The organism is Vibrio pelagius (assembly GCF_024347575.1).
GTDB lineage: Bacteria > Pseudomonadota > Gammaproteobacteria > Enterobacterales > Vibrionaceae > Vibrio > Vibrio pelagius.
This window is the reverse complement of record NZ_AP025505.1, coordinates 320,219-334,133: the sequence shown is the minus strand read 5'-3', so window position 1 is coordinate 334,133 and position 13,915 is coordinate 320,219. Positions and strand designations below refer to the sequence as shown.

General features: G+C 42.7%; 11 protein-coding genes. 4 read left to right on the top strand and 7 right to left on the bottom strand.

The window, feature by feature from the left end; genetic code table 11:
- Positions 1 to 38 precede the first annotated feature (38 nt).
- From fecE to vsple_RS21625, 3 genes are read right to left on the bottom strand one after another with little or no spacing between them, the layout of a single operon-like run.
- Complete coding sequence (gene fecE / locus vsple_RS21635; RefSeq protein ID WP_261884149.1) at positions 39 to 803, bottom strand: Fe(3+) dicitrate ABC transporter ATP-binding protein FecE; 765 nt, start codon at positions 801 to 803, stop codon at positions 39 to 41.
- Positions 800 to 1,774, bottom strand: a complete 975-nt coding sequence (locus vsple_RS21630) for an iron chelate uptake ABC transporter family permease subunit (protein WP_261884148.1) — start codon at positions 1,772 to 1,774, stop codon at positions 800 to 802. Before vsple_RS21630 ends, fecE begins: the two co-directional genes overlap by 4 nt.
- Positions 1,771 to 2,769, bottom strand: coding sequence for a FecCD family ABC transporter permease (locus vsple_RS21625; protein ID WP_261884147.1), 999 nt, complete (start codon positions 2,767 to 2,769; stop codon positions 1,771 to 1,773). The genes vsple_RS21630 and vsple_RS21625 overlap by 4 nt, the downstream gene beginning before the upstream one ends.
- Positions 2,770 to 3,137: 368 nt before the next feature.
- On the opposite strand from vsple_RS21625, the gene vsple_RS21620 reads away from it, so the two are divergent.
- On the top strand, positions 3,138 to 5,267 hold the full coding sequence (locus tag vsple_RS21620; RefSeq protein ID WP_261884146.1) for a TonB-dependent siderophore receptor: 2,130 nt from the start codon (positions 3,138 to 3,140) through the stop codon (positions 5,265 to 5,267).
- Positions 5,267 to 6,160: a Fe(3+) dicitrate ABC transporter substrate-binding protein gene (locus tag vsple_RS21615; protein WP_261884145.1), complete on the top strand. Its 894-nt coding sequence runs from the start codon at positions 5,267 to 5,269 to the stop codon at positions 6,158 to 6,160. Before vsple_RS21620 ends, vsple_RS21615 begins: the two co-directional genes overlap by 1 nt.
- 485 nt (positions 6,161 to 6,645) lie before the next feature.
- Here the strand turns inward: vsple_RS21615 and vsple_RS21610 are convergent, their stop codons facing one another.
- Positions 6,646 to 7,272: a LysE/ArgO family amino acid transporter gene (locus vsple_RS21610; RefSeq protein WP_261884144.1), complete on the bottom strand. Its 627-nt coding sequence runs from the start codon at positions 7,270 to 7,272 to the stop codon at positions 6,646 to 6,648.
- Position 7,273: 1 nt separating this feature from the next.
- Complete coding sequence (locus vsple_RS21605) at positions 7,274 to 7,978, bottom strand: B3/B4 domain-containing protein (protein WP_261884143.1); 705 nt, start codon at positions 7,976 to 7,978, stop codon at positions 7,274 to 7,276.
- 45 nt (positions 7,979 to 8,023) lie between these two features.
- Between vsple_RS21605 and vsple_RS21600 the strand changes: the two genes are divergently transcribed.
- A complete protein-coding gene (locus tag vsple_RS21600; RefSeq protein ID WP_261884142.1) occupies positions 8,024 to 8,626 on the top strand; it encodes a helix-turn-helix domain-containing protein in 603 nt (200 codons plus the stop codon).
- Between the two features lie 270 nt (positions 8,627 to 8,896).
- Here vsple_RS21600 and vsple_RS21595 read toward each other — a convergent pair whose 3' ends face one another.
- Positions 8,897 to 10,543, bottom strand: coding sequence for an ATP-dependent helicase (locus tag vsple_RS21595; protein WP_261884141.1), 1,647 nt, complete (start codon positions 10,541 to 10,543; stop codon positions 8,897 to 8,899).
- Positions 10,540 to 12,459, bottom strand: coding sequence for an AAA family ATPase (locus tag vsple_RS21590; protein ID WP_261884140.1), 1,920 nt, complete (start codon positions 12,457 to 12,459; stop codon positions 10,540 to 10,542). Before vsple_RS21590 ends, vsple_RS21595 begins: the two co-directional genes overlap by 4 nt.
- Positions 12,460 to 12,706: 247 nt before the next feature.
- On the opposite strand from vsple_RS21590, the gene vsple_RS21585 reads away from it, so the two are divergent.
- Complete coding sequence (locus vsple_RS21585) at positions 12,707 to 13,873, top strand: Abi family protein (RefSeq protein ID WP_261884139.1); 1,167 nt, start codon at positions 12,707 to 12,709, stop codon at positions 13,871 to 13,873.
- Positions 13,874 to 13,915: the final 42 nt, after the last annotated feature.

The following is a 13,915-nucleotide window of genomic DNA, read 5'->3' as shown; positions in this document are numbered from 1 at the left end:
AGTTCGGGAAGGTCAAAGTTCTCAGTCATGATACATCGTCAATACGCGACACACATTGGCGTGTTAGCGATCGGATCTTTAATCACTTTGGCCTTGAGTGAAAATACCTCGCTTAGCATAGTTTCAGTGAAGACCTGCTCTGGTGTGCCTTGTGCCACTAGAGCCCCCTCTTTCAATACAATCAAATGGTCGCAATAACGACACGCTTGGTTCAAATCATGCAGCACAACAACGACTGTTTTACCCTGCTTGTTCATCTCTCTCATGATGTTCATAAGCTCGATTTGATGAGAAAGGTCGAGATAAGTAGTCGGTTCATCGAGCATGACTATATTGGTATCTTGAGCCAAAATCATAGCAATCCAAGTGCGTTGCCGCTGGCCACCAGAGAGAGAATCTACAGATTGCTGAGCCAATTCCGCTACCCCAGTCTCCTGCATGGCTTTGGCAACTGCGTCATTATCAATGTCACCCAACTTACCCCAATGCGATAAATAAGGAGATCGACCGTACTCCACTAACCTCTTTACGTTAATGCCTTCTGGCGTTACCAAAACTTGTGGTAGCAAAGACATTTCGCGAGCCAAAGGTTTGTCACCATAAACGCTCAAGGGCTTATCATTGAGCAAGACTTCACCTTCTGTAGGCTTATTGATTCTAGCTAAGGTCTTTAGCAAAGTTGACTTACCGCATCCATTAGGGCCAACCAAAGCAGTAACCTTGCCTTTAGGTAAAGTAAGATTCAGTTCTTTAATGACAACGGTATCACCATAGGAAACTTTGAGGTTTTTAGTCGAAATCATGACCAACCCTTATAGCGTTGTAGTAGAAAAATAAAATAAGGGGCGCCAATGAGAGAAGTTAGAACACCAGCAGGAAGTTCAATTGGCGGTTGAACCCCTCGAGCTAACGTGTCAGAGATCAACACCATCAAAGCTCCAAGTAGAGCAGTACTTGGGACAAGCAACTTGTGATTGTGACCAAATAACATACGCGCCAAGTGTGGTGCTAATAACCCTACAAAACTAATAGTGCCACATACAGACACACTAATACTCGCGAGTACCACTGCACTCATTAAAGCCATTATTTGAATACGACTTGGATTAACCCCTAATGAAGTTGCTGTCTCTTCACCTAACCCAATCACATCCAGTCGCCATGCAAGCCAAAATGCAAAGGGCAATATGAAGAAGAGCGTGGACCAAATGTAGGGAACTTGCTCCCAATTTCGTCCCCAAAGGCTGCCGGTCAACCACACCATCGCAGTATTGATCTCTACCGGATTAATGATCATCAAAAAATCAATACCACTGGCGAGAAATGCACTGATCGAGATACCAATCAAGGCCAAACGCGCAGGTGATGGTTTTGTTGTATGCCCAATCAATAAAATAAGCAGTGCCGCCCCTAAGCCTCCAACCAATGCCGCCAGAGACAAGTAATGAATAGGGGCTTCTGGAAAATATATTAATAAAAAGGTCGCAGCTAACCCCGCCCCCGCACTGATACCCATCAAATCAGGCGAAGCCAATGGGTTCCGAATAACGCCTTGCACTAACATACCTGAAAGCCCAAGCCCTGCCCCAACCCCCATAGCTAAGATCACACGAGGTAAGCGGTATTGATTAATAACAAAATCAAATTCACCGCCTGATAATAAGGTTTGTCCGAGTTGGCGCATAGAAACATCGGTTGCGCCTGAAATGAGACCGATCACACCAACACAGAATAGGAAGGTGAACAGTGCTACGAGTTTAAGTTGATGATTCATGACCGACCTCGCGCCGCTAGGAAGACAAAGAACGGAGTGCCAATCAAAGCGGTAATCACACCGACTGGGGTTTCTGCAGGGAAGGCAATTGCCCTTGATAGAGCATCTGACCATGCAATAAGGCCAGCCCCCAGTATTGCACACGCTGGGAGCAGAATATGAAAATTAGTACCAACCAATCGCTTCGCGATATGGGGAACCAACATCCCAACAAACCCAATTGGCCCAGCCACTGCGACACAAGAAGCCGTCAATAGCACAACAGAAATACAAGTCAGTAAGCGTGTTAGAGTGATATTCAAACCTAAACTGGTTGCCACATCACTTCCTAGTGAAAGAAGGTTCAATAGCTTAGCCACATATATCGAAATGAGCACTCCTATTACGCTTGCTGGCCACAGCTTATGCCACTGCTCCCAACCGATAGATGAGAGAGAACCAGCAAGCCAATTGATCACACTATAGGCTTTATCGTCAGCTAAAATCACGGATGCTCGAGTGACACCAGTTAACAGCGCACTGATAGCGATGCCAGCAAGAACTAACTTCAAAGGGTGTGGGCGCGCAGAAAAAAAACCACCCAATGTCATGACCAATGTACCACTCACCACACCACCAATAGACGCCACAACGATACTAGGTAGCTCACTTAGAAATGGGACGCCAATTGTTGAAAGCGCCATGAAACAAGCAGCACCAGCATTAATGCCGAGCACTGAAGGAGAAGCTAAAGGGTTACGCGTCAACCCCTGCATCAACGCACCAGCGATGGCAAGGTTGGACCCGAGAATAAGCCCCGAGAGCAGTCTTGGTACACGAATAGACGACAATATCTGATGCTCAATGCTCATAGGATCAAAGGCGAACACGTAGCCGATAAAGTGTGTCAGTGTTAGAGGAAAGCTAGACCAAGAGAGTAACGAATAGAAACTCCCCAGCAACAAGAAGGCTATTAAAGAGAGCCAAATAAAGGTTGGCGCGGTGTTAGTTCGCATTAGATGTCATGTCAATCATTACGTAGTTTAGGTGGACATTGATAAACACACGCCCAGCCGGTATTTATGCAGATTGTAACCACAACAAAAATGACAATCAATTTCATTATCGAAAATCGAACAAAAATATTTCAAATTATTAATGGAACTGAACTAGAAAAACCCAAGACAAAATTACGAGTCAACTCACAAAATAAACCCATTAAGTGATCATAAAAAACATAAATCAATTGAAAATAATAGTGTTGCAAGCTGAATGATAATGATTATTATGTGCGGCGTACATTTGATGATAACAAAACATTACCAAATGTAACTAAATAATAATGCATATCTATGCATAAAAAGAATAAGTACAGAGCCAAATTATGAAATTCGCAGCAAACACCATCACCAAAAGCCTAGTCTTAATTTTAGGCATCAACAGCTACGCTATCGCATCTGATCAACCCCATAAAACCCAAGGAAACGTGACTGACGAAACCATCACGATCTTCGGCCAACAAAATTCTTACCTAAACCCTAAGGTGAGTACTGCGACCAAAACGGATATCGCCCCTCTTGAAACACCGAGTACGGTGAATATTATCAACCAACAATTTCTGCAAGATATCCGCGCAACAACTCTTGAGGATGCTTACGGTTACACTACTGGCTTGACTCGTTCTGGTATTGATGCTGATAGTTTTACGTTGCGAGGCATGCCAGCCGACCTGAATACCATTCAGATCAATGGTCTACCAGGTTTAGCTTCACGTTTTGGCTCTCCAACGACAGCGAACGTTGAACAGGTTGAAATCTTAAAAGGCCCTGCCTCAATCATGTATGGTCAGATCCAGCCTGGTGGTATGGTTAATATCATCACGAAGAAGCCTCAAGATGTGGCTTCAGTAAGCTACGATGTTTCTGCTCGCACATACACAACCAACGTTAGTGATTTTGGAGAAGACAACGGTTTCACAGGCACCATTGATGCAACAGGCCCATTAAACACCAGTAAAACTTGGATGTACCGAATGATCATCAGCGCTGAAGATGCGGATTCTTACCGCAACGATGTCGATGAGCAAAACTACTATCTTTTTCCGACTTTAACTTATCGCCCATCAGACCTTACTGAACTCACTTTTGGCGTTGAATTACAATCTGAACAGCGTGTCGCAGACAATGGTATTGTGGCTCTCAACAATAACATAGACCAAGCTGCACCCATTGATACTCACTACCAATCGGCCGATGACACCGATGAAGATAAAGGCACCGTTGCGTTTGCCACGTTCACAACAGCGCTGACTAATAATTTTGACTTGATCGCTGACTGGAGAAGTGTGTGGCATGAAGACTCACGCGAACTCTATGAAACAAGAAATATCAATGATGCGACTCAAAAGGTGAGCGTTCGTGATCGTGACCAAGTAAACAAACGTGAATATCACTTTGTTGATGTACGCACCACAGGCAGCGTATGGGCTGACAACGTCGAACACCAATTACTCTTTGGAATCAACGTTGGTTTAGAAAAGAAAGATTTCCTTCGTGAGACCTACGCGACCACGACCATCGATTTCGACAACCCTCAAGATCCAAGTGGTCGTGATCAAAGTTCGTATAAGCGAGATCACCGCGTTACTGATTACACCAACTACGGCTTGTACGCTCAAGATACTATTAACTTAAACGAACATTGGACTGTGATGGGTGGTGTGCGTTACACCCGACAGGATGTTGATTTTGATTATGTGAGTAAATCAACGACAGATTCTCAGACAACCGATGCCTTTGTTTCCCAAGCTGGAATTGTATACAAAGTAATAGAGGGCACTTCTTTATACGCAAGTTATGGTGAAAGTTTTAACCCTAACAGCGTCGAGAAAAAAGATGCTAACGATGATGCGTTCGATCCAGAAAAAGGCCGCCAATACGAAGTTGGCACAAAAACGAACCTTATCAATGATAAAACTAACCTAACCGTTGCCTACTTCGATATCAAAAAATCAAATGTTGTCGACAAAAACGATAATGGAGACTACGAACTGCTCGGAGGCATCCGCAGTAAAGGGGTTGAAACCGAGTTACTCGCAATGCCGATTGACAATTGGCAAATCAAGTTAGGGTACGCGTATGTTGATTCTGAGATATCTGATAATCCAGATACGTCAATTCAAAACAATCGTACTCCGATGACTGCATATCATGATGCGTATGTTTGGACCAAATACAACTTCCCTTATCAAATTGCGGGTGGTGTGGTCGGTACAACACTGGGGGCAAATTATGAAGGCGCTCGCTACACGAGTGAAGACCCGTCAAGCCGTGTAGAGTTACCGGCTTACGTGACCGTTGATGTAGGTGTTCACTATGAAGTGAAAGAGTACCGTACCTCTCTGAACATCGCGAACCTATTTGATGAAGAGTATTACGTTGGTGGCACTGACAGTCACCGCTTATACACAGGGGACCCTCGCAATATCACGCTAAGTTTCTCTGGTAAGTTCTAATGAATCTTCGACACTTCATAAAAAGAGCTCTTCTTGCGCTATGCTTATGCACGGCGCAAGTCGCTTTGGCTCAGAATGAAAACAGTTCCGATATTCAACCTCAAACACCTCGCGTTGTCGTTCTTGAGTACTCATTTATTGATGCTTTAGCGGCAGTAGGTATTTCACCTGTGGGGGTTGCCGATGACCAAAATCCTGAGCGTATTATTCCCCAAGTGCGAGAATTGGTCGATCCTTGGACGTCTGTAGGTATGCGTTCTCAACCGAACTTAGAAGTTATTTCTCAGCTCAAACCAGATCTGATCATCGCTGACGCCCATCGGCATAGTATTAGCTTTAAAGATCTCTCACAGATTGCACCAACTATACTGCTCAAAAGCCGTGGAGAGAGTTACCAAGAGAGCCTAGACGCAGCGCTAGAGATTGGAAAAGCCGTTGGTAAGGAACAACAGATGCGCGATCGTATTGCCCTCCACAACAAGATAATGAAGGCCTACAAAGGGAAGTTTTCGACCCGAGGTGTTGTGCAGTTTGCAAATGTCAACGACCGTGGGATGTGGATGCATGGTCCTAGATCTTATACGGGAAGTCTACTTGCTCATCTTGGGTTGCAACCTGCATTGCCCGAATTGAGAACCAGTCACTTAATGGAAGCGAACTTAGAAGTGTTGCTAAAAGTGAACCCTGATTGGCTATTCTACAGTAAAAAAAAGCCTCAAACTGTACTGGATGACTGGCAAACCAGTCCACTTTATCAACTACTAAAAATAAAATCTAACGGACAAGCAATCCAAGTATCTCCCGAACTTTGGTCATTAAATCGAGGAATGCTGGCTGCGGAAGGAATAGCAGAAGACCTTGAGCGAATATTTGAATCTATTGGTAAAAGATAGTTGAAACGGACTGTATAGCTCAGGGCTCTAATAATAAGCGCTTGGGTAGCACAGCGTGTTTAATCGCTTATTCTCACTTAAAGTTTCGACGCCCCCGACCAGAATGGGCACTTCTGAGTAACGAAGTGTCCATTGGCAATATGATCACCAAGCAATTTTATCATCGTGATAAAAAGTGTACTTGTACAAACATAGCGTATGTTAGACATGTGAGAGCAGTTGAACTTTGGAATCTAGCGCCTTGGGTGCTTACTTGAACCCTTAGAGGGCGTCCATTGCGGCCATCCTTGACTGTATCTTTATGAGTTTACCGACTTGCCCATCCTCTACCCTAGAACAACTTTAAATTATCAAGTAATGATGTTAACTCTTGTCTTTCCCTCTAATGCTCTCAGTGATAATGGAAATGCAGAGAGTCCAGAAAACATAAAATTTACCTTCTGAAATAGAATTGTCTAAATGAAATAAAGTATTATCGCGACGTTCTATATGTATTGGTGCAACAGAGGTGCTGCCAGCGTTAATGCAATACCAAACATGATGCATGAAATCGCAGAATCTAACATTCGCCATGTTCTTGGCTTACTAAAGAGTGGGATCAACTTGTTAGCCAAATACACCAGGCCATAAAACCATATCCCTGATGCAACCAGTGCCCCTGTAACAAACTGTAGTTTTTCATCAGGTTCCATTTGAGCAGTCACACCACCAAGAATCACCACCGTATCCAGATAGACATGTGGATTTAAAAAAGTGATAGCCATCGACATCAAAACGACTTTTAACCAACTCTGGGCAATGTCCGAATTCTCCAACTCTAGGTGACTTGAACCTTTCCAAGCTGATTTTGCAGATTGGTAGCCATACCAGAAAAGAAATACTACGCCGCCAAGAGTCAAAAGGTCTTTCCATAATGGTGCTTTATAGAGAAGTGTCCCTATACCAAGTACACCAGTACTGATGAGAAGAATGTCACCAAGAAAACAGACAGTGGCAACGGACAGTGCGTATTGCTTTTTTAATCCGCACTTTAATAGAAACGCATTTTGGCTACCGATTGCGACAATCAAACTTCCAGAAACAACGGCACCCGTTAACAAAGTATTTATCACATCAAACCTCAATGGATTTTGAAGCAAACACCAACGATTGCTCTATCACTGACTCAGGCATGATCACTTGCAAGTGTTTGATCATTTCGTCCCCTGCTTCTCGCAAGCTTTCTAGTGGCATTTCTGGCAAGCTTTCTAGAATAAACCACATATTACGTGTGTCAGATTCAATTCGGGTTCTGACACCTTGCCTCCAGTTCCAACGACGACAAGTAACGCCTACATCATCGCGCCAAATTATTTCCCCAACATCAGGGCTTTCAATTGAAGCCTCACCATTTTTCATGGTGTCAAAGGATTCAGAGCCATCTGCGATAGTGAGTGTTGGCGTTCCTTGATAACTGTCCATATTTTCACCACCAACAGGTATGGCGTATCGAATACTGATGGCATTATAAATATCGACAATAGGGCCAATGCTCTGCATTACTCCATCTTTTAATACTCGTTTACGAAGCGCAGCCGCGGAGCAAGGTGTTCGATTAGGTTTCGAGCCAAATTGACGATAAACCTCTCCCCAAGCATTGATGTGAGACTCAGCCCATGAATGGTCATTCTCAATGATGGAAGTACATGCTTCTTGCAGAACCTGTTTTGCGTACTCTGGGTTTTGAACTTCCGTTCCTTTAACGGATATGCTCAATGCTTTGAACTCTGGCGCAATATGGGAAATGCGAGCATCGATTGACGGCACTATAATAACCATTAGATAATTCCTTCAGTGATTCATTTTCGTGCAAGATACAACGCAATGACCAAAAAAGTCAATATATCGACCAACAATGGTGCTGATGCTAATTTCATAAATCAGGCTGTAGCAGCAAGGATTAAGGAACATAGAAAACATCTCAAACTGTCATTGGATGCCCTGTCAAAAAGAGCAGGAATCAGTAAAGGTATGTTAGTCGAAGTTGAGAAAGGTGCGGCTAACCCTAGTATTTCGACGTTGTGTAAACTGTCTGCTGCCCTTGGGATTTCGGTTGCCGACATTGTTAATGTTGCGAGCAGCCCAACCGTCAACGTCATTGATAAAGAGGATATTCCAACACTTTGGAGTGGCGAGTATGGTGGTAGTGCAAAACTTCTGGCAGGAACTAGCGGCCCCGATATGATTGAACTTTGGCGCTGGGATATGAAGTCATCAGAAATTTTTGAATCATCAGGTCATCCACCAGGTACGTTTGAACTTTTTCATGTTGAGTCTGGAATACTTACTTTAAATATAGATGGGCAAACCATAGAACTGCTTGAAGGTCAGTCCGCTATAGCTAAAACGGATGTCCCTCACAGCTACTCAAACCAAGCTGATTCGGATTTGGTTTTCACGATGAGTGTTGCAGAATTACATCGATAAGCTCACTCATTTGGAGGCGAGTTCGAATAATATTTATTAAGGCACAGTCATACTGGTCATAACTGGATTAGTTCTCGCCCCAAGTAACAATGGGGTAGATACGAGTCAGTCGCACAGAGTTACGAAGTGCCAACTGTGAAGGTTCTGGACAAAAGTAAGTTAGGTTGGTGACGCTAATTCATGCTGGGTAGATTAGGAAAAGTATCGCGTGAAACCGACTTTCGCGATACTTTCTTACGTATTAGTTAATAACAAATACAGTCCTTGTTATCATATTACACACCCCAGAAATCTTTCCTGTTTGCTCCTGTGGGTATTCCACCTTCCATAGTGGTCAGCAGGTCTAGAACGAAAGCCAACATGTGTCAGTAACAACCTTCGTTTTGCTCTTGAAACCCCGACAAAAAAAGTACATAAATTTTCATCTGGATTTCCCCAATAGCTTTCATTTTCAACACCTAGTAGCACTACAGAGTCAAACTCTAAGCCTTTACTCTTATGAACTGTGAGTATTCTAACTGCTTGATCATCTTCAAAGCGTTTCAAAGACTCCAGAAGAGAGAGTCCAGTTGACATTAACTGATCAACCTTTGAGCAAGTGTCATTGAGTACTTCACGTAAACGTGATTCGGTTTCATAGTCATGTGACAGAGACATTAGTGATTGAAATCCTACTTTTTCAACAAAACGTTTCAAACAGTCCCATCTGTTGGCATTTTCAGGAGTTATCGGATTCTGATTTATTGCCTTTTTCTCCTCAATGATGAAGCGTTGCCAATTTTGGACTAGCTCTCTTCTTTCATCATCTTCCTCAGTGAATGGAACTAGTTTTTCCATCAAGCGAATCCATGCAGAGGGCTCTTGTTTACCAAAAGTGCTTAATAAAAAATCTACGATTAAGCGCGCTGCTGGCTCAACTGATATATCCTGCAACTGTTGTTCATTCCTATATGGAATACCTCGTTCACGCAACGCTACCATAAGCTTCATTGCATATAAGTCAGGTTGGTTTTTGATGAGTATGGCTATCTCAGCAGGAGGGACTTTCTCTTCATTTATCCATATGTCGATTTTCTCAGAAAGATAATCGGCTTCTTCTTGGCAGTTTTCGAATGGGTGAATTTGGATGTGACCTTCGTCTCCAGCGACTTGCTCTTCGGGCATAACTGAAGCAGGATCGAGAATTTTGACTATTTCATTTTGCAACTGAAGAAGCTTAGGCTCAGAACGAAAGTTTCGGTACATGTTGAGTGGGGCAGCTTGGAAATCCTCCTTAAAGGTTTCAAAAATGCCGTCAAGTGCACCGGCCCATCCCATAATTTTTTGCTTTGTATCACCGACTGCCGTAAGGCGAATATTCGTTCCTTGAAAGGCAACTTTTATAAGCTCATACTGATGATTCGTACAATCTTGGAACTCATCCAAAAAAACATCTGTGTATGTTTGTCTCAACGCATTTCTAGCTACAGGGGACTCCTCTAATATTTTTATTGCAAGCGGAACTAGATCCGTGAAATCAATTTGCTTATGAAGAACTTTAGGGCCAATTGTAAAGCCCGCTTCTAAGGCCGCATCCCCAGTTAATACTGGACGAAAGCGTTCTATAATGCGCTTAGCAAAAGCATGAAATGTATAGCTATCAAAACGAGATGATAGTTCAATACCGCATCTGCGCTTAATTCGTTCCTTTAAGTTGCTACTCGCATCTACCTTAAATGAAATAGCAAGAATGCGTCTAGGGTATCGACATGAACCAGTACGAAGTAAAAAATCTGCTCTTTGAGCAAGCATCTCTGTTTTTCCAGCACCTGGGCCGGCCGTCAAGGCTAAGCTAACTTCACGCTCCTTAGCTGCTCGATAGGCGTTGGGTTCCAGAACTAACCCGTCAGCTGGTTGCCAGTTTTCTATTTTAATCATTCAGGAAGCTCCAACAATATTTCTTTTGCAGCTTCAACCAACCGCTCTAAGGTTGGGGGAATGTTTACCAAAAGTTGCTCATCAGATAGTTTAGAGAGAGCACTGATATGCTCAGCGGGTTTACTGCTGACTTTGAATAACTTGTGATATGTAATAAATAACTTTCGTTCCTCATCGTCGTATTCCGATGCTTCGGTACGAGACTTGCCCAACACCGCTTTGATCTGTGGAAGTTCTGGTTCAACTTGATCATCAATTTCGATATTGAATGCTGTAGGAAAGGCTCTCAGCATTGCAAAGTCTAAGTCCATTGGGTAAGAGAAAAACACCCGTCGCTTTTCCATTTCTTCTAAATAATTATGATAATCTCTGATTTTGTGGTCAGAATCGTCCCATCTTGGGATAAATGTAAAGCCACCAGTTAACTGAAGAGTTGGTTTATGTAGTATTAATTGATCATTGGTTGTTTTGATACGCCCCCAACCACCTTGATATCTACCCACGTCAAGGTCTAAGAGTGTAATGTGCGGGATATTTAGTCCTTCAAGAAGCCTCCAAAAGTGGTTCACATGCCGTCCACCAAGAGGGGCTACGGTAATACCAAATGCGTCAACAGGCACTTCTTTAGCTTCTAATAATCGTGGTATGACAATTTCTTCACTATCACCTTCACCAAGAATAACCAAGCGTGAAAAGTATATTTCAGGAAAGGCTTTTACCGCCTGAGTGACAAACTTATGGGCATCGCCATAATGCTCCTCATCAGGTATGTTAATGCTAGCAATAGTTGTTTCTCTGTCCGAGTTCAAACGCATGTAACGTATTTGTTTCGGCTCGATACGTCTAAGCATAGATGGTGCATGAGTTGCGATGAGAGCTTGAGCATCCCCGTGACCAAGCATCTCTTGAAGAGAACTCACAATTCTTCCTAAATAATGCGGAGATAAACTATTTTCTGGTTCTTCTATTGCAATTAAGGTAAACACTGCAGGGCGAAGTTTATCAGGATCAAAAGAGTCGTCTCCTTTTAACACTGAACGACCAATTGCCTGAGATGAAAGGACCAGAGACAAATATAACATCGACTTTTGCCCATCACTTAGCCGTGAAAAGTCAACGTTAGCTTCATCGTGTCCTGGAGCAAATGAAATAGACAGATGGCGAAGTAGCGATTCAATTTCGCTCGCCACAAAAGTAATTTTTGGTTGCGTGAAAAACTGCCCTTTATGTAAACAAGACCATGACTTTTGGATACTTGTGCTTAGAGCATTTACCGATATGTTGGCGTCAAGGCTCGAACTAATTTGGTCTGTATGCCCCTTTACAGCTTCTCGCTCTACCTCCCAATTAACGGCTCTTAACATACGTCCTAATAAAGCATTGGCTCCAAAGGTTATATGTTCAGCTGGGTCTCGTCTCGCCGGAAGATAATGTATTTGAATCTGATTGCGATCTATACGAGAAACTTTAGCTGTAATATGTGGTTGCTGATTTTCATCCAGCTCCAAGACATATATCAATGACTCATCGATATCACCGTCAATACCCATTGATGCTTCTAGACGAAATCGCACTCGAGGAATGTCTTCCCCATCGACTAATCTCATATGAGCAAAGTGCGGTGGTACTGTTGTGCTATCTGCCTCTTCATGCAATTCAGGGAATAGAAAATCAGCTTCAATCCAAAGTGTTCGCTCTTCAGGGTGCTCCGTTTCGTTACATGGAACATGGAAGTCAGATTTCTTTATTCGTCGTAGAGATGGGTCAAAAGCAAACATTCTACAAAGTGCCTGAAGAGCAGCCGTTTTTCCTGAGCCATTGGGGCCAATTAGAAAAGTTAGATCGTCAAAAGATAATTCTGTAGGTGTTGAACCATAACTCTGAAAACGTGAGATTCGTAATTTATCGAGTTTCACTATGTCTCCTCACTCTATTGCTCAATAGATTAATTTAGATATGCAGATGCTTGCTTATGCAATCAAGTTTGCAAGATTATACATCATTACATTTAACTAGAATTTGAGAATGTATACACTTCATTATCTTCTTATGCGATATGGGGTTATGTTGTGGGACAGATTTTCTATTGACATTAGTTCATATAGGCGTAGAATTTACGGCAACAGAGCCAATGTCCCCTCCTGATCTAGCATCAGTGACGTCTTGGCCTTTTTTTTACCTGAAATTTATGAAATGACCCAACCCATTGAAGTAAAACCATTTTTTGAATATGACGAACTCATTCAGCGTTTAACTGATAGAGGTATGTTAATTAAAGACCCGCTTCGTGCCCAACGAAAACTAACTCAAGTTGGGTATTATAGGTTGTCGGGTTATTGGCATACGTCTAGAAGATTTGAACGCAATGGCCGTGACATCCAGTACTTCAACGAATTTCAAGTAAATACATGCTTTGAAGATATCTTTGAGTTCTACCTGTTCGATAAGCGGTTGCGAATAGAGTTTACCGATGCATTGGAAAGGATAGAGATCTATCTGAGAACAATCATTGCACATGAGATTGGTAGAATAGCACCTCTAGCTTACTTAGACCGGAAACAGTTCTCACGTGACGCTTTTAAGGCTGATGCAAAAATCCATTATGATGACTGGTTAGCACGTCACAATAAATTGATTGAAGGCAGCAAAGAAGAAAGTATTGATAGCCATCGGGATAAAGGAAAACCTATTCCAATTTGGGTCGCAGCTGAGGTTTGGGATTTTGGTGCCTTATCAAAATTCTACAGCATACTATCAGGCAAAAACCAAGATCTGATCTGCAACAGGCTAGGTTTAGACAGCCGTAGAGAGTTAGATAACTGGTTGATAAACCTAAATGGTATCAGAAATAGGTGCGCGCACCACGCTAGGCTTTGTAATAGACCAAACCCACGGACTCTATCCATACCAAGAAAAGGTTATTTTAACCTTTTGGACTTGGGCCAGGACCAAAGAAGCAAATTCTATGGAATCATTGCTGTTATCTGGTTTTTGTTAAAAAAAATTGGTCCTAGTTCAAATTGGATCTGCAGAGTCGCAGACATCATTGACCAAAAACCCGATATACCAGGCTTCAATTTCAGGTCTATGGGCTTTCCTGAAGATGGCTTCCCACGCAGATTGTTTCCAGAAACAATCCAAGAGTTACCTATTGTTAACGAACCATCACCACAAGAGGAATTTGAAGCAAGGCTAAATGCACTTCTCGCTTTTAGACAAGAGTTTAACCTTGAGGAGACATTGTCGAAAGAAGCAGAAAGTGTTCAAAGCTTGATTGAACAACTTACGGAGTTCTCTTACGAGGTGGATGAAGCCATAAGAAAAGCTTAAAGCCTTCTATACGGCGACAGCACGTATTTTATGATGAAATAA